The organism is Acetobacter malorum (assembly GCF_001580615.1).
Classification (GTDB): Bacteria; Pseudomonadota; Alphaproteobacteria; order Acetobacterales; family Acetobacteraceae; genus Acetobacter; species Acetobacter malorum.
This window is the reverse complement of record NZ_LHZC01000035.1, coordinates 15,997-31,559: the sequence shown is the minus strand read 5'-3', so window position 1 is coordinate 31,559 and position 15,563 is coordinate 15,997. Positions and strand designations below refer to the sequence as shown.

The 15,563-nt window shown below is 62.4% G+C and carries 16 protein-coding genes; 5 read left to right on the top strand and 11 right to left on the bottom strand.

The annotated features are described in order from the left end of the window. Positions 1-11 precede the first annotated feature (11 nt). From mutL to AD930_RS02500, 11 genes are all read right to left on the bottom strand, one after another. Positions 12-2,126 (bottom strand): DNA mismatch repair endonuclease MutL, encoded by a 2,115-nt coding sequence (gene mutL / locus AD930_RS02550; protein WP_061504997.1) that lies wholly within the window; start codon positions 2,124-2,126, stop codon positions 12-14. A 15-nt stretch (positions 2,127-2,141) separates the two neighbouring features. Further along, complete coding sequence (locus tag AD930_RS02545; RefSeq protein ID WP_043552055.1) at positions 2,142-2,672, bottom strand: DUF3035 domain-containing protein; 531 nt, start codon at positions 2,670-2,672, stop codon at positions 2,142-2,144. Positions 2,673-2,728: 56 nt separating this feature from the next. After that, positions 2,729-3,214 carry a signal peptidase II gene (gene lspA, locus AD930_RS02540; protein WP_061505012.1) on the bottom strand — a complete coding sequence of 162 codons (486 nt, stop codon included), beginning with the start codon at positions 3,212-3,214 and terminating at the stop codon, positions 2,729-2,731. An 11-nt stretch (positions 3,215-3,225) separates the two neighbouring features. Beyond that, positions 3,226-6,150, bottom strand: a complete 2,925-nt coding sequence (gene ileS, locus AD930_RS02535; RefSeq protein ID WP_061505011.1) for an isoleucine--tRNA ligase — start codon at positions 6,148-6,150, stop codon at positions 3,226-3,228. A 128-nt stretch (positions 6,151-6,278) separates the two neighbouring features. Then, complete coding sequence (locus AD930_RS02530; protein WP_208598550.1) at positions 6,279-7,226, bottom strand: bifunctional riboflavin kinase/FAD synthetase; 948 nt, start codon at positions 7,224-7,226, stop codon at positions 6,279-6,281. Then, positions 7,223-7,939 carry an acireductone synthase gene (gene mtnC, locus AD930_RS02525; RefSeq protein WP_061504996.1) on the bottom strand — a complete coding sequence of 239 codons (717 nt, stop codon included), beginning with the start codon at positions 7,937-7,939 and terminating at the stop codon, positions 7,223-7,225. The genes AD930_RS02530 and mtnC overlap by 4 nt, the downstream gene beginning before the upstream one ends. Further along, on the bottom strand, positions 7,936-8,481 hold the full coding sequence (locus AD930_RS02520; RefSeq protein WP_061504995.1) for a 1,2-dihydroxy-3-keto-5-methylthiopentene dioxygenase: 546 nt from the start codon (positions 8,479-8,481) through the stop codon (positions 7,936-7,938). The genes mtnC and AD930_RS02520 overlap by 4 nt, the downstream gene beginning before the upstream one ends. Further along, positions 8,478-9,098, bottom strand: a complete 621-nt coding sequence (locus tag AD930_RS02515; RefSeq protein ID WP_061492298.1) for a methylthioribulose 1-phosphate dehydratase — start codon at positions 9,096-9,098, stop codon at positions 8,478-8,480. Before AD930_RS02515 ends, AD930_RS02520 begins: the two co-directional genes overlap by 4 nt. Before the next feature lie 76 nt (positions 9,099-9,174). Then, positions 9,175-9,426 (bottom strand): twin-arginine translocase TatA/TatE family subunit, encoded by a 252-nt coding sequence (locus AD930_RS02510; protein WP_061504994.1) that lies wholly within the window; start codon positions 9,424-9,426, stop codon positions 9,175-9,177. A 169-nt stretch (positions 9,427-9,595) separates the two neighbouring features. After that, positions 9,596-10,054, bottom strand: a complete 459-nt coding sequence (locus AD930_RS02505) for a CHAP domain-containing protein (protein ID WP_061504993.1) — start codon at positions 10,052-10,054, stop codon at positions 9,596-9,598. Further along, positions 10,051-10,728, bottom strand: coding sequence for a RecX family transcriptional regulator (locus AD930_RS02500; RefSeq protein ID WP_061504992.1), 678 nt, complete (start codon positions 10,726-10,728; stop codon positions 10,051-10,053). Before AD930_RS02500 ends, AD930_RS02505 begins: the two co-directional genes overlap by 4 nt. A 248-nt stretch (positions 10,729-10,976) precedes the next feature. On the opposite strand from AD930_RS02500, the gene AD930_RS02495 reads away from it, so the two are divergent. The 5 genes from AD930_RS02495 (at position 10,977) to AD930_RS02475 (ending at position 15,563) form a co-directional block, all read left to right on the top strand. Beyond that, entirely contained in the window at positions 10,977-12,182 is a 1,206-nt protein-coding gene (locus tag AD930_RS02495) for an aspartate aminotransferase family protein (RefSeq protein WP_061505009.1), read from the top strand. Beyond that, positions 12,179-13,177: an ornithine carbamoyltransferase gene (gene argF / locus AD930_RS02490; RefSeq protein ID WP_061504991.1), complete on the top strand. Its 999-nt coding sequence runs from the start codon at positions 12,179-12,181 to the stop codon at positions 13,175-13,177. Before AD930_RS02495 ends, argF begins: the two co-directional genes overlap by 4 nt. A 3-nt stretch (positions 13,178-13,180) precedes the next feature. Then, complete coding sequence (locus tag AD930_RS02485) at positions 13,181-13,498, top strand: hypothetical protein (RefSeq protein WP_043552043.1); 318 nt, start codon at positions 13,181-13,183, stop codon at positions 13,496-13,498. Between the two features lie 88 nt (positions 13,499-13,586). After that, positions 13,587-14,537, top strand: a complete 951-nt coding sequence (gene hslO, locus AD930_RS02480; protein ID WP_061504990.1) for an Hsp33 family molecular chaperone HslO — start codon at positions 13,587-13,589, stop codon at positions 14,535-14,537. A 15-nt stretch (positions 14,538-14,552) separates the two neighbouring features. After that, entirely contained in the window at positions 14,553-15,563 is a 1,011-nt protein-coding gene (locus AD930_RS02475; protein WP_061504989.1) for a hypothetical protein, read from the top strand.

Below are 15,563 nucleotides of genomic sequence, written 5' to 3'. Positions count from 1 at the left end.
CCTGCGGAGTCTCACCGCCGCCCGAACAGTTTTTCCAGATCGTTTTTTGTCATTTTCAGCCATGTGGGCCGCCCGTGGGAACAGGTGCCCGCGCGCGGCGTGGCTTCCATCTGCCGCAGCAGGGCGTCCATTTCTTCCCGGCTCAGGCGTCGCCCGGCGCGAATGCTGCCGTGGCAGGCCATGCGGGCAATTACCGCGTCCAGTCGCCCGTCTAATGAGGGCATTTCATCCGGCGCGCCGGCATCATCCGCTTCCAGCTCTTCGGCCAGATCCCGCAGCAGGCCAATGGCGTCCGTGGTGTTCAGCATGGCCGGCAAAGCGCGCACCAGCACGGCGGTGCCGCCAAAGGCTTCCAGTTCAATACCGAGTTTGGCCAGCATCTCCTGCCGGCTCACCAGCACATCCACCTGCCCGCGCGGCAGTTCCACCACATCCGGCACCAGCAAGCGTTGCCCGCGTATGCTGCCGCTGAGGAATTGCTCCCGCAGCCGCTCGTGCGTCAGCCGTTCATGCGCGGCATGCTGGTCCACCAGCACAAGGCTGCCATCCGCTGCCACTGCAATAATGTAGGTATCCAGCACCTGCGCCACAGCCGCCCCCAAGGGATGCGCGGCGGCCTGCTGAGTTGAAACGGCGGATGGGGGGACTGTGCCGGCAGCATACGACTCCGGTAATGCCCCCGGTGCCATGCTGCCTGCATCCCCTCCGGCAGCGCCTGTCATATAACCGGAGGCAGTCCCGCCCTGCCCACTCTGAGCCTGCCCATCCGATGAGAAGGCAGGCGCATCTAATCCGCCCCCAAAGCTCCCAGAACCAGATCCGTCTGAACCCGGTGGGCCACCTTCAGCACCGAGGCCTGCCTCATTTCCATACAAGCCAGTTCCATCCCCTGAAGGCAAAGGCGGCAGCATACGGGCGGACGGCGTATCCCCCAGCCCGAGGCGCGGCTCGGCAAAGCTTCCCTGCGTGGCATACGGCATAGGCCGCTGGCCCGGCGCGGGCGGTGCGGGCTCTTGCGGCGTATTTTCGGGCGGATACCAGATGCGACCCGGCCTGACGGCGGAAAATGAAGGCCGAACGCCCACGCTGCCTGCCCCGGCTTCCAGAGCGCGCCCGAGCGTGCCGATTACCAGAGAACGGACGGAGGCCTCATCCGCAAAGCGCAATTCTGTTTTGGCGGGGTGGACGTTCACGTCCACGCGGTCTGGCGGGATGGTGAGCATCAGCGCCACCACAGGATGCCGCCCATGCTCAATCACCCGCCGATACGCCACGCGCACGGCGGTTTTCAAAACCGGGTCCACCACCGGGCGGCCATTGACCAGCATGAACTGCCCCGCCGCCGTCGCGCGATGCACAGACGGCCCGCAGGCAAAGCCGGAAAGCGTCATGCCGTCTCGTTCGCCATGAATTTTCAGGAAGCCATCGGCCTCATTGGCACCCAGCAGAGCCGCCGCACGGGCCGCCATATCCTGCGCGGGCAGGTCAAACACCACGCGGTCATCCATGCTGAAACGGAAGGCCGTATCCGGCACCGCCAGCGCCAGACGGCGGATGACGCTTTCCGCATGGCGGCCTTCAACCCGCGCGCTTTTGAGAAACTTGCGCCGGGCCGGGGTGGCAAAAAACAGATCTTCCACCACCACACTCGTGCCGGGTGCGCCTGCACTGGGTTCGGGCGGGAAAATCCTGCCGCCTTCGACCCGGATTTTCCAGGCGCCACTCTCGCCACGCGGGCGGGAGGTGATGCTCAGCCGCGCCGCAGCCCCGATGGACGGCAGCGCCTCCCCCCGGAAGCCGAGGGTGCGAATATGAACAAGGGATTCGTCCTGCAATTTGGACGTGCAATGGCGTTCAACCGCCAGCGTGAGTTCATCCGGGAACATGCCGTTCCCGTCGTCCGTCACAATAATCTGGTCGATCCCGCCATTTTGCAGGCTGACATCCAGCCGCTTTGCCCCGGCGTCAATGGCGTTTTCCACCAGTTCTTTCAGGGCCGCCGCAGGGCGTTCAATCACCTCACCCGCAGCAATGCGGTTAACCAGAACTTCCGGCAGCCGTCGCAGCGTAGGCCGCAACGGCAAGGTGCCGGTTGTTTCAGACGAGGAGGAAACAGGGTCCGACATGGTCAGACCTTAGCCTTAGAACAGGCCGGATTTTTTGGGATGCACTGTGGGGGTCACGCCTTTTGTCGGCTTGTTCCCCAGAGCCGCATTGGCTTTCAGGCGGCGGTTTTCCGCATCCGCATCAACAGCGGACCCGGCATTGCCACCTTTCCAGAACATGAGCTGGCTCACAAAGCCGGAGCCCGCAGCCCCAAGCTCACCTTCATCAGGCGCATCAGAGGCGTCTGCCGCTTCATTCACCAGAATGGACTGGGCACCGCTGGTGTCCCCGTTGGTGCCGTGCAGCGCCACATCCGGGGAGAGCGTTTCCAGAGCCTGCAGGCGTTCACTCTCATCCTGCGGGCGGTCTGCCCCGCTCACCGGCTTGGCCAGCGCATCCATGGGCGGCATGGACAGCGGCGCACGAGTGGTGACGGTGTATTCATCCGGCATACTGCGTTCCAGCCCGAACGCACGGGCGGCTTCAGACCCGGAACACCCGGTCAGCATTACGCAGCCACCCAGAAGAAGCAGCGGAGAAATCAGTGTCGAGACACGGCACGCCATCTTCTGTCTTATATCCTTCCTGCCCAGCCTGCCGGTACGACAGGTTGCTTTATAAATCACGATGCCTGCTGCTGCCGGTCCGAAAAGACACTCTGCAACACCAGAACACAGACTGCACATACAATAGCAGAGTCAGCCACATTAAACACATACCATGACCAACCAAAAGCATGTGCATGAATAAAATCGACCACCGCGCCATAACGCACCCGGTCAATCACGTTGCCAATGGCCCCGCCGGTAATGGCCCCCACGCAGGCGGCTGTCAGTTTACTGGGGGTTCTGGCCATCCACACCAGCAGGCCAGAGGCCACGCTGAGTGCGATAACGGAGAACAGAATCCGCCCGGCATTGCCTAAACCACCAAACATCCCGAACGTCACCGCATGGTTCCAGACCATGGTGAAGTTCAGGCCCGGCATGACCTTAACAGACACCCGTTCCGGCAGATCCAGCCCATACAAAATCCAGTATTTGCTGAGCTGATCCGCCGAGAGGGCCAGCATCAGCACCAGAAAACCGATGCCGAAGGGCCGGCGCATAAGCGGTGTGCTCACGCGCCCTCCTGCACAGCCGTAGTCATCTGCTGTTCCCGCTCCGCCACCACATCGGCACAGCGCAGGCACAGGCCCGGCGCACCGTCTCGCGTGCCGGTTTCCGGCAGCACTTTCCAGCAGCGGGCGCATTTCTCACCCTCAGCCGGACGCACAACCGGCGCACCGTGCAGTTCACCGCCTTCCTCACCCTCGACATAAACCGAGCTGCTCTGCGGGGCGACCAGCACATCCACGTGCGAGACAATGGCCAGCTCGCTCCAGTTCACCCCGGCAAACTCACCAGCTTCCTCTTCAGAAAGGGTGAGTTCCACCTGCGCCTGCAAGGAGGACCCAACGGTGCCATCGCGCCGTGCACCTTCAATTTCCGTGGTGATGATACGCCGCACAGCGCGCAGGCGCGTCCAGCGTTCATCCAGCTCCGGGTTACTCCACTCAGCCGGCAGATCCGGGAAGGCCTGCAGATGCACGCTTTCACCGTCCCCAAAGCGGGCCGTCCAGGCTTCTTCCGCCGTAAAGACCAGCACCGGTGCCAGCCATGTGGTCAGGCAGCGATGCAGATGGTCCAGAACCGTCCGGGCCGCACGGCGCGTCAGGCTGGACGGTGCATCGCAATAGAGCGTGTCCTTGCGGATATCGAAGTAGAAGGCCGACAGATCCGTGGTGCAGAAGCCATGCAGGGCCGGATAGACGCCAACCCATTCATGCGTTTCCACAGCGCGGGTCATCAGGCCGCCAAGATCGGTCAGGCGATGCAGCACCCAGCGTTCCAGTTCCGGAAGCTGGTCATACGGCAGTGCTTCTTCTTCCGTAAAGCCATCCAGAGCGCCCAGCAGCCAGCGCAGCGTATTGCGCAGGCGGCGATAGAGTTCGCCCTGCTGCTTGAGGATTTCCTTACCGATGCGCAGATCTTCGTTTGTGTCGGAGTTCATGACCCACAGGCGCAGGATATCCGCGCCCAGATTGTCATTCACTTCCTGCGGCGCAATCACGTTGCCCAGTGATTTGGACATCTTGCGACCGTGTTCATCCAGCACAAAGCCGTTGGTCACAACCGCTTTGAACGGTGAGATGCCCCGCGTGCCAACGCTTTCCAGCAGTGAGGACTGGAACCAGCCGCGATGCTGGTCAGACCCTTCCAGATACAGATCGGCGGGGAAGGACAGACCGGGCTGGCCGAGCACGAAGGAGTGGGTGGACCCACTCTCGAACCAGACATCGACAATGTCGAACACCTGCTCGTAATCGTCCGCGTTGCGCCCCTCCCCGAGGAAGCGGGACGCCGGAGAACTGTACCATGCGTCAGCCCCTTCCTCACGGAAGATGTCCACAACGCGCTGCATGACGTCTGCATCACGCAGAACTTCGCCCGTGCGTTTTTCAACAAACACGGCAATCGGCACGCCCCATGCGCGCTGGCGGCTGATGCACCAGTCCGGGCGGTTTTCGATCATGGATGTCAGGCGGTTACGGGCCTGCGCGGGCACAAACGTCACATCATCCAGCGCATCCAGCGCTTTCTGACGGAGAGCGGCCTCGCCATCCATGCGGATGAACCACTGCGGCGTGGCGCGATAGATCACCGGAGCGCGGGAGCGCCAGGAATGCGGATAGGAATGGACCAGTTCCCCACGGGCCACCAGACCGGCAGGCGCTGTGCCTGCGGCGTTGGCCTGCTCCATCACGGCAGTCAGCGTCGCGCAGACCGGATCTGCTGCCTTGAACACATGCACACCGGCAAAGCCCGGAACCCACGGTGAATAGGTGCCGTCATCCTGCACGGTTTCCGGCACTTCCACGCCGTATTCCTTGCACAGACGGAAATCGTCCTCACCATGCGCAGGCGCCATATGCACAAGGCCCGTGCCTGCTTCCGTGGTAACGAAGTCACCCGGCAACATCGGCACGTCATAATCATAGCCGGAGCCACGCAGCGGATGCGCACAGACGGCCCCCTTCAGGGCCTCACCCGGCAGGGTATAGAGAATGTGGTGCGCGGAAATGTGGGCTTCCTTGCAGAAGCTCTCCACCAGTGCTTCGGCCACCAGAACCTTGGCACCCGGTTCCAGCAGCGCGCCCTCACGCGTTTCATCCACACGCAGCACCACGTAGGTGATCTCCGGCCCGTAAGCCAGCGCGCGGTTCCCGGGGATGGTCCACGGCGTGGTAGTCCAGATCACCACGGACACATCCTTGAGCGCATGCGCCGGGGTGGGGTCTTTCACAATGGGGAAAGCCACCAGAATGGTTGTGGATTTGTGGTCGTGATATTCGATTTCGGCTTCGGCCAGAGCCGTTTTTTCAACCGGGCTCCACATCACCGGGCGCAGGCCACGATACAGGCCACCATTCAGCAGAAAACGCCCGATCTCGCCGACGATGGCGGATTCGGAGGAGAAATCCATGGTCGCGTAGCGGTTGGCCCATTCGGCCTGCACGCCAAGGCGCTTGAACTCGTCCATCTGCACGCCCAGCCATTTGGCGGCATAGGCGCGGCATTCCGCGCGGAATTCCAGCACAGGCACGGAATCCTTGTCCCGTTTCGCCTTGCGGTATTCCTCTTCCACCTTCCACTCAATCGGCAGACCATGGCAGTCCCAGCCCGGCACATACCGCACGGCATAGCCGGACATGCGGTGGGCGCGGTTGATGACGTCCTTGTTGATCTTGTTCATTGCGTGGCCGATGTGCAGATGGCCGTTCGCATAGGGAGGGCCATCATGCAGCGTGAAGGGCTGACGGCCTTCCGCCTGCTGCTTTATCTGCGCATCCAGCCCAATCTCAGCCCACCGGGCAAGCCAGTCCGGCTCCCGCTTGGGCAGGTTGCCGCGCATGGGGAAGGACGTGCGGGGCAGAAAGACGGTATCGCGATACAGATCGGCGTTAGCGCTTTTCTCTGAATCACTGCTGCTGGATTTAGACATGGAACGGCAGGTGTCACTCTGGTTCGGGTTCAGCACAACAACAGGCCTGCCAGACTGGCAGACCTGCACGTTTATCCGTTATCCAAGCGCAAGCCCAAAGGGTCAAGCTGCAAGGGGCATTATCAGGGTTAATTCCCGCGCAGTTCGTCTTCCAGAACGCCACGGGCCTGTGCGGCATCCTGCGTAATCTGGTCTTTCAGCGCGTCCAGCCCCTCAAAGCGTTTTTCAGCCCGCAACATGCGGTGGAGTGCTACGGAGAGGGTCTGGCCATACAGGTCGCCGTCAAAGTCAAACAGATTGACTTCCAGCCGGCTTTCCTGCCCGTCATCAATCGTCGGGCGGCGGCCGATATTGGCCACCCCGGGCCGGGTCTGGCCGTCAGGCAGACGAACCGTGACTGCATACACCCCGCGTGCGGGCTCAAGATGCCGCCCCAGCGGAATGTTGGCGGTGGGGAAGCCCAGCAGGCGGCCACGCTTGTCGCCATGCTTGACCTCACCCCGGATAAACCACGGGCGGCCCAACTCTTCCGCGGCCCGTTCCGGGTACCCATCCTGCAACAGACGCCGGATGCGGGAGGAAGAATACGGGCCAGCCCCGTCGGAGAGGGCCTGCACGGGGGTAAAGCCCATGCCCAGCTCCGCAGAGCGCTCGGACAGGAACGTCACATCGCCCCCGCGCCGATGCCCGAAGGCAAAATCCGGCCCGCAGGCCACGTGCTTCAGGCCCAGCGCGTCATACAGCACATCTTCCACAAACCGCTCGGCGGACATCTGGGAGAACGCTTCATCAAATTTGATCTGGAAGACATGCCGCACACCCAGCGCCTCAAGCGCTGCCAGCTTTTCAGCCGACAAGGTCAGGCGAAACGGCGGGTCCTGCGGGCGGAACAGCTCCCGCGGGTGCGGGTCAAACGTCACCACAGCCAGAGGTAGGTCAGGCCGGGCGGAATGGAGGGTGTGCACCAGATGAGCGTGCCCAAGATGCACCCCATCAAAATTCCCCAGAGCAGCAGCGCAGCCACGAGCTTCATCGGGGATGGTCTTCCAGTTCTCGTGCAGCTGCGCCCTGATCACGCCTGCGGCTCCGCACCGGGCAGACCGAACAGGCGCGCCGCTTCCGGCAGGGTTGCCACCACCGGGTGGCGCTTGCCTGCCACCGTGCCATCCTCCGGACGGGCAATCTGGCAGACCTGCAATCCGGCATCGGCTGCGGCATCCAGTTCCGCCGTCACATCAGAGAGGAACAGCACATCCTCAGGCTTCCAGCCGGTTTCCAGCAGGATGTTGCGGTAGCTCTTCTCGTCTTTCTTGCCACCCACACGCAGGTCAAAAAAGCGGCTGAACAGCGGAGTGACGTCACCCTGCTGCGTATGGCCGTAAATCAGCTTTTGCGCAGGCTCGGAGCCGGAAGAATAGACCGCCAGTGTCAGCCCGGCTTTGGACCACGCTTCCAGAGCCGGCACCACATCCGGATACAGGCTGGCGATCAGTTCACCGCGCTGATAGCCCTGCCCCCACACAATACCCTGAAGTGCCTTGAGCGGGCCGACCTTGGCGTCCTCATCCATCCAGCGCGTCAGTTGCTCCATAGGCGGCACGCCGGGGGCCAGACGGGCAATTTCTTCCAGTTGGGCATGCACCACCGGATCATGCGCCTGTTCCGCCACCAGTTGGGGCAGATGCGTGCGGGCATAAGGGAAGAGCACCTGATGCACGAAGGAGATGGGAGCCGTTGTGCCCTCAATATCCAGCAGGACGACGCGCGGCGTGTGAGAGACTGCACTCATTGATCGTAAGCCATAAAACGGGTTGCAAGGTCGGTGCCGGTATAGTCCGCAATCCAGCCTTCCTTGCGGGTGAAAATCCGCAGAGCCACCACATCCGGCGCAGGCCCGGCATCAAACCAGTGCTTTGTGCCTTCCGGCACGGAAATCAGGTCTGTCTGGGTGCATTCCACATCGTAAATTTTGTCCGCCACATGCAGGATGAAGTGGCCGGAGCCATGCACAAAAAAGCGCACTTCATCTTCACTATGCGTATGCTCAGACAGGAATTTAGCCCGCAGCGCAGGGAGGTTGGGCGTGCCGGGGTTCACCTGCATGACGTCGGCAGAGCCTGCCCCCGTCTCGCCCATTAATTTGTCCAGAAACGGACGATAGGTGGCCAGCACCGTCTCGGCATCTGCTGAGCGCGGCGGGATCTGGGGGCCTTCCCACCGTTCAAACCGCACACCCAACGGGCTCAACTGGCTGGCAATTTCCGCCGGGTCCTGCGTTTGCAGAACCGGGGTTTCGGGGACGGTATCCTGATAGATGGTCAGCGTGCTCACAGGCCCAGCTTCCTTCTTTCAAGCAGGCAGGCCAGAAGAAATTCCAGCCCTTCCAGACGCGCCAGTGCGGTTGGCATATCCTTACCCCACACATACACGCCATGGCCGCGAATAATGTAGCCCGCTGCCATGCTGCCAAAGGACGGTGCAACCACCTGCGCCAGACGGGCAATATCCTGATCGTTCTCAAACAGGGGCACCGGGACCGACGTTTCGTGCGTGGTCTGGCCTTCAAACACTTTCAGCACTTCATAGTCTGCCAGGTGAAGAGCCGGACCTTTCTCGACCATGGAAAGCACGGTCGCCGCCACGGAATGCCCGTGCAGCACAGCGCCTGCGGTGGGGTCCTGCTGATAGATCTGGCAATGCAGCAGCGTTTCCGCACTCGGCTTATCGCCGCTGCGGTGCGGTTTTCCGGCTTCATCAACCGTAATCACATCCGCTGCCTGCAGAAAGCCCTTGTGGCAGCCGGAGCGGGTGATGGCGATGCGCCCATCCGGCAGACGGCGGCTGATATTCCCTGCCGTGGCAGGCACCCAGCCACGCGCATCCATCCGCTGCCCAGCCACCAGAATATCCTGCGTGGCGCGTGCAAAATCCGTCATGGTTTCGCTCATGCTTTAAATCCGGCCTTTAATCCGCCTGCGGACCGCCTGAAGGCGGCCTGCGTCCTGCCGTGCCGTACGGCTGGCCTCAGGGCTGGTGTGTTTTTTCAGGCTGCACAGCAGCGGGGTCTACCGGTTTGGCAGCAGGCGGGGGAGAAATATGGCCACCGGCACGGGGAGCCGGTTCATCCATCGGTTCATCGTCCGCCATGTGTTTCTTGAAGGATTTAATCCCCTTCGCGAAGTCACCCATCATGGAGCTGATCTTGCCGCCACCACCAAAAACCACCAGCACAACCGCAAGCACAATCAGCCAGTGCCAGATGCTTAAGCTACCCATTCAACAGCCCTCTGTTTATAAGGCCGGCGCACTGCGAACGGCCAAAATTCCCTGTTTCTGTTCTGACCACATGGCGGCGCTTCCCCCATCATGCAAGCCCGATCTCTCTGCGGGGCCTGAAAAACGGGGCAAAACACCGTGCGGACCGATCACCCGGCGGACGCCAGCCTCAGGAACTGCCGCCCTCCAGCACAGGTTCTATAAATCCATACGTAGGGTAGACGGTTTTCCCCATGCCGTGAATAGGCGACCACCAGACACGCACCTGCGTCCAGTTATTCCCCGGTGAGATATCCTCCACCGGTGCGCGGCGCGTCACCCGTCCCGGCTCCCAGTTAGCGTGGTCCACCAGCACAAGGCGGGAATTTTTCACCGCCCGCACCACAGAGACATGCCCTGACGGCAGACGGCGCGTGGAGCGGAACACCAGCACCTCACCCGGTTGCGGCGCGGAGGTGCGAGTGTAATGCCCCCCGGCCTGCCGCCACCAGCTGGCCGCCGCCCCGCGTAACTGAACACCGGAATGCTCCCGCGCATAAGGGGCACACTGCACAGAGCCACCCCATCCGCCATGCCCGGCACAGGCTGCCAGCAACAGCGGCAGTAACAAAACACTCCAACGCTTCACGACTCGGCCCTCAAACGCTCCATCCACTCCTGCGCTTCCGCAGGGTCCATCTCCAGCACCCGCTGCGCCACGTCCCGCCCAAACCCGGCGCGGGCCAGAATCCCCATGGCGCGGCGCTCCTCAACCTCTTCCGGGCTCAGGCCGCGTCCGCCCTCTTCTTCCTTCCCGGCAGAGGCACGCGGGGGGCGGAGAGACGGCATTCCGGCAAACGGCCCCAGCCGCCGCTTGCGCGCCAGCACAAGGGCTGAAGACAGCTCAACTTCCCCAGGAGAAAACCCTTCGACCACCTCCTGCAAGGCGGCCTCACGCACATCAGCCTCCACGCCACGGGCGGCCAGATGCGCCTGCACGGCGCGGCCGGAGCGGCCAGAGCGCACCAGTCGGCGGGCGCGGGCCTGCGCAAAAGCGGCATCATCCACAGCACCCAGCCGAATCATATCGTCCGCCACAGCTTCCACCACCGGGCGCAGGGCGGCGGCGGTGGCGCGCACATCCTCCTGCTCGGCCCCGGCCTTCAGAGCGCTGCGCTCCCAGCGGGCAATGCGGCGCAACAACACCTGCTCCAGCCCCTGCCGTGTGGTGGAAAAACGCGCCAGATGCGCCAGAGCCGCTTCTCGCAAAACCTTGCGGTCAGGCGGCGGTACATCGGAAGGGGGTGCGGTGTCAGATCCCATGTCCGCCCTTATGCCTCATTTTGCTGCAAAAAGACCATTCCTGACCCATTTACCCCCCTCCTGCGCAAGAAATGTGACAGTTTCATGCGAGATTTTCGTTTTAGACGTTTGACTCTGCCCGCAGGACACCCCCATCATGCCGCGTGCAAACGGGTCGCCCGCTCCAGATCAGGCAGCGGGCATTTTCTGTTTTGCACTGTTTCTCCTTTTTTGATGACCACCTCACACGCAACACAAAGAATTATTCCATGATTCCAGCCCTGACACCGACCTACAACCGTGCCCCCCTCGCTTTTGAGCGTGGCGAAGGCGCCTGGCTGTACACGACGGACGGGCGACGATTCCTGGACTTTGCCGCGGGCATTGCCACCTGCTCCATCGGGCATGCGCACCCGCATATGGTCAAAGAACTCAGTGAGCAGGTGGGCCGCGTGATGCACGTCTCCAACCTGTTCCAGATCCCGCAGGCCACGCGGCTGGCGGAACGGCTGGTTGCCAACAGCTTTGCGGACAGCGTGTTCTTCTGCAATTCCGGCGCGGAAGCCAATGAAGGCATGGTGAAGTTCGCCCGCCGGGCACAGGCCATGTCCGGCCACCCGGAACGGACGGACATTATCTGCATGGATGGCGCGTTCCATGGCCGGACGCTGGCCATGCTCTCCGCCACCGGCAACCCGAAATATCTGGAGGGCTTCGGTGCTCCGGTTCCGGGCTTCGTGCATGTGCCGTTTAATGACATCACAGCCCTGAAAGCCGCCATTACACCGCAGACGGCCGCCATCATGCTGGAACCCATTCAGGGGGAAAGCGGCATCAAGGTCGCCAGCCCTGAGTATCTGAAAGCCGTGCGCGCGCTGTGTGATGAAACCGGCGTGCTGCTGGCGCTGGATGAAGTGCAGTGCGGCGTAGGCCGGACGGGCAAGCTGTTTGCGCATGAATGGGCCGGCATTACGCCGGATGTGATGTCCGCCGCCAAAGGTCTGGGCGGTGGCTTCCCCATCGGGGCCGTTCTGGCGACGGAAGCCGTTGCCAAGAACATGACGGCAGGCACGCACGGCACCACCTTTGGCGGGAACCCGCTGGCCTGCACGGCGGCCAATGCGGTGCTTGATGTTCTGCTGGCTCCCGGCTTTCTGGAGCAGGTCCGCTCCCGCGCCGCTCTGCTGGATGGTTTGCTGGATGAACTGGTGCAGAGCGCGCCCACCATTTTTGCGGAACGGCGCGGCCTTGGCCTGCTGATCGGCCTGCGGTGCGTGCTGCCGGTTGGCACAGTGCAGGCCGCAGCGCAGGACGCCGACCTGCTGTGCGTCACAGCGGGTGACAACGTTCTGCGTCTGGTGCCGCCCCTGACGATTTCTGAAGACGAGTGCCGTGAGGCTGTCTCCCGCCTTAAAAAAGCGGTGCAGATTTTGACCAATACCCAAAATAACAAAACACTGGAGCCCACCCTGTGAGCGCTGCCCTTACCTCTCTCTCCACCCCCACCAAGCAGACCGGGCCGCGCCACTTCCTCGACCTGAAAGATCTGGACGCAGGTACCCTGCGCCAGATTCTGGATGTGGCCGCCGGTATGAAGCAGATGCAGAAGGGCCGTCGTTTCCCCCTGCATCCGCGCGTGCCGCTGGCTGGCCGGGCGCTGGGGATCATCCTCTCCAAGCCGTCCACCCGCACCCGTGTCTCCTTTGAAGTGGGAATTCGTCAGTTGGGCGGGGATGCCGTCATCCTCTCCCCGGCCGACATGCAGATTGGCCGGGGTGAGACCATTACAGACACCGCCCGCGTCCTCTCCCGCTTTGTGGATGCGCTGGTGCTGCGCACGGGCCGCACGGAAAACCTGCATGAACTGGCGCGTGCCGCCAGCGTGCCGGTTATCAACGGTCTGACACCGTCTTCTCACCCGGTGCAGATTCTGGCCGATATCCTGACGTATGAAGAGCATCGTGGCCCGGTTAAAGGCCGCACTTTTGCCTGGACAGGTGACGGCAACAACGTGCTGGTCTCCCTGATTGAAGGGGCTGTGCGCTTCGGCTTCAAGCTGCGCGCCGCTACCCCGGCAGACATGGCCCCGCCGCAGGACGTGCTGGACTGGGCCAAGCAGGAAGGTGGCGATGTGGTGCTGACCACAGACCCGCGCGCTGCTGTGGAAGGCGCTGACTGCGTGGTGACGGACACATGGCTGAGCATGTCGGACTCGGAAGAAGAATCCGCCATGCGCCTTGCCAAGCTCTCCCCCTACCGGGTGGATGCTGCTCTGATGGCCGTGGCCGCGCCGGATGCCCTGTTCATGCACTGCCTGCCCGCCCATATTGGGGAGGAAGTGACGGAAGAGGTGTTTGAAGGCCCGCAATCCGTCGTGTTTGATGAAGCCGAGAACCGTCTGCACGCTCAGAAAGGCCTGCTGGCCTGGACCATGGGCGGAGAGAACTGGCTCTCTTTCGGGAAGGAATAAGCAATGAACGGCGCGGACAAACCCGTAACCCCCTCCGGCACGGAAGACACACCGGCCACACCGGGATGGGTGGAAGACAGTCTGGACACCATTCTGGCCAGCCTGCCGCTTGCTGCGGATAAACTCGCGCCGTTCCGTGCTTCCTATCTGGATTGTCTGGCAGGCTGCGGCCGCGCTGCGGATCTGGACAGCGCGCATGACGCCTGCCGTCAGGGTTTTCTGCGCGCCCTGAAGGACAGTCTGGGCCTGAATGCGGAGGCCGCCCGCACGCTGGAACAGCAGCTTGAACAGCTGGAACTGTCCATTTCCTCAGACATCTGAGCCCCTGCATCAGTCAGCAAGGACGCCCCCTGTTATTGCCGGGGGTGCCTCCCCATATTCTCAGCACTGATTGCACTTAAGGTTTTTTATGGAAACTCCTGCTTTTCTTGACCGTGACCGTCCCGATGTGCCGGATCTGGTTGTGCCCGGTGGTGTCACGCCGTTCTATCTGCAAGGCCGCCCCGTGCGCGGGCGTCTGGTGCGCCTTGGCGTGCTGACCGATGTGCTGCTGACCCGCCATGACCACCCCAATGTGGTGAACCGTCTGGCTGGCAAGGCGCTGGCGCTGGTCGCCGGTCTGGCCTCTGCGCTGAAGTTTCAGGGCGCGTTCTCCCTGCAAATCAAAGGCGACGGCCCCGTCACCATGCTGGTGGCAGACTGCACCGATACCGGCGCGCTGCGCTTTTACGCCCGCACGGATGATGACGCTCTGGACGCCCTGCTTCTGGATACCCCGAACCCGACTGATCGTGACCTGCTGGGCAATGGCTATATGGCCCTCACGGTTGATCAGGGTCCGGACATGGAGCGGCATCAGGGGATTGTGGACCTTGCGGGCGATGACCTCGCTGCTATGGCAACGCATTACTTCAGCACCAGTGAGCAGCATGCCTGCTGGATCTATCTGTGCTGCACCATGACGGATGCAGGCTGGCGCGCTGGCGGCCTTGTGCTGGAACGCATTGCTGGTGAAGGTGGCACCCATGTTGTGGGCGATGAAGACGCCGACGCAAGCTGGGAAACCGCCACTATTCTGGCCTCCACGCTGTCCACAAAGGAAGTGCTGGACGACACGCTGCCGTCTGCCACCCTGCTGCACCGCCTGTTCCATCAGGAAGATCTGCACGTCAGCCAGCCGCGCGCGCTGGCCTATGGCTGCCGGTGTTCCCGCGCCCGTCTGGCCAATGTGCTGGAAGGGTTCGACACGGATGATCTGGACCACATGTGCCAGGATGACGGGCAGATTGTGATGACGTGCGAGTTCTGCAACCATGACTTCCGCTTCCCGCGCAAGGACATCGCGCCGCGCTCCGCCTGAGAGGACTTGTTTTCCATGTCGCTGTTTTCTCGCCCGCTTCGTGCAACATGCTCTGTCGCTCTGCTCCTGCCAGCTTTTCTGGCAGGCTGTGCGGGCGATAAGCAGCCGACAAAATTTGCCCCGCTCCGCTATGACTATCTGAGCGTGATGCACCTCAATGCCGCCACGCTGAACATTGAGGACGCCACGCTGCAAAACCCTGTGGTGGGTGATATTGGCAACCGCGCCCCGACCCCGCCCGCACAGGCCCTCCGCCAGATGGCGCAGGACCGGCTGGTGGCAACCGGTGCCTCCGGCACGGCACAGTTCGTGATTGATCGTGCGTCTATTCTGCATCAGGCAGGCGGCGTGCTGGCCGGGCAGATGGATGTGCATCTGGTGCTGCTGAACAGCGGCGGCACACAGGCCGCACGGGCGGAAGCGCATGTCTCCCAGACCCTGCGCCCGGATCTTTCCAAAGGCGATGCGGACAGCCCGGCCAATCTGTATGAACTCACCAACGACATGATGCAGCGCATGAACGTGGAGTTTGAATATCAGATCCGCAATACGCTGAAAGACTGGATGACCGATGCGGGCGGTACGCCGGTTGGCTCCGCCATTCAAAGCCAGTCCCTTGACGCACCGGGGGCCAAAAGCCGCACAACGGCCAGCAGCGTAGTACCTGCCGCCGCAGTTCCGGCCGCAGCTACGGGTGTAACCAGCGCCCCCGCTCTGACAACACCGGCCATCACGACGCCGCAGGTCACCACCCCGACCATCACCACACCCACCGTAACAGTGCCGACCGTCACGACCCCGAATGTTTCCGTGCCGGATGCAACATCCGCCACCACGCTGCCGGAAAACGCGCCTGTTGCTGAGACATCGGGCAGAAGCACGTCGACCGGCAACGCAGCATCCGCCAAAAACTCTGATCCTGACCCGGTTTTTCCGGCTGGTGAGGATGATGATGCATCGTCCTCTTCCACCACCACGAAGGCCCGGTCTCCTGCGCCCGGCGTTCTGCAGCTTCCTAAAAAATAA

What these genes read in the sequence shown, in the direction of transcription:
- mutL (WP_061504997.1), bottom strand. Translation starts at nt 2,126, where the DNA reads ATGTCGGACCCTGTTTCCTCCTCGTCTGAAACAACCGGCACCTTGCCG.
- AD930_RS02545 (WP_043552055.1), bottom strand. Translation starts at nt 2,672, where the DNA reads ATGGCGTGCCGTGTCTCGACACTGATTTCTCCGCTGCTTCTTCTGGGT.
- hslO (WP_061504990.1), top strand. Translation starts at nt 13,587, where the DNA reads ATGGAAACTCCTGCTTTTCTTGACCGTGACCGTCCCGATGTGCCGGAT.
- AD930_RS02485 (WP_043552043.1), top strand. Translation starts at nt 13,181, where the DNA reads ATGAACGGCGCGGACAAACCCGTAACCCCCTCCGGCACGGAAGACACA.
- mtnC (WP_061504996.1), bottom strand. Translation starts at nt 7,939, where the DNA reads ATGAGTGCAGTCTCTCACACGCCGCGCGTCGTCCTGCTGGATATTGAG.
- AD930_RS02495 (WP_061505009.1), top strand. Translation starts at nt 10,977, where the DNA reads ATGATTCCAGCCCTGACACCGACCTACAACCGTGCCCCCCTCGCTTTT.
- AD930_RS02510 (WP_061504994.1), bottom strand. Translation starts at nt 9,426, where the DNA reads ATGGGTAGCTTAAGCATCTGGCACTGGCTGATTGTGCTTGCGGTTGTG.
- AD930_RS02515 (WP_061492298.1), bottom strand. Translation starts at nt 9,098, where the DNA reads ATGAGCGAAACCATGACGGATTTTGCACGCGCCACGCAGGATATTCTG.
- AD930_RS02475 (WP_061504989.1), top strand. Translation starts at nt 14,553, where the DNA reads ATGTCGCTGTTTTCTCGCCCGCTTCGTGCAACATGCTCTGTCGCTCTG.
- lspA (WP_061505012.1), bottom strand. Translation starts at nt 3,214, where the DNA reads ATGCGCCGGCCCTTCGGCATCGGTTTTCTGGTGCTGATGCTGGCCCTC.
- ileS (WP_061505011.1), bottom strand. Translation starts at nt 6,150, where the DNA reads ATGTCTAAATCCAGCAGCAGTGATTCAGAGAAAAGCGCTAACGCCGAT.
- AD930_RS02500 (WP_061504992.1), bottom strand. Translation starts at nt 10,728, where the DNA reads ATGGGATCTGACACCGCACCCCCTTCCGATGTACCGCCGCCTGACCGC.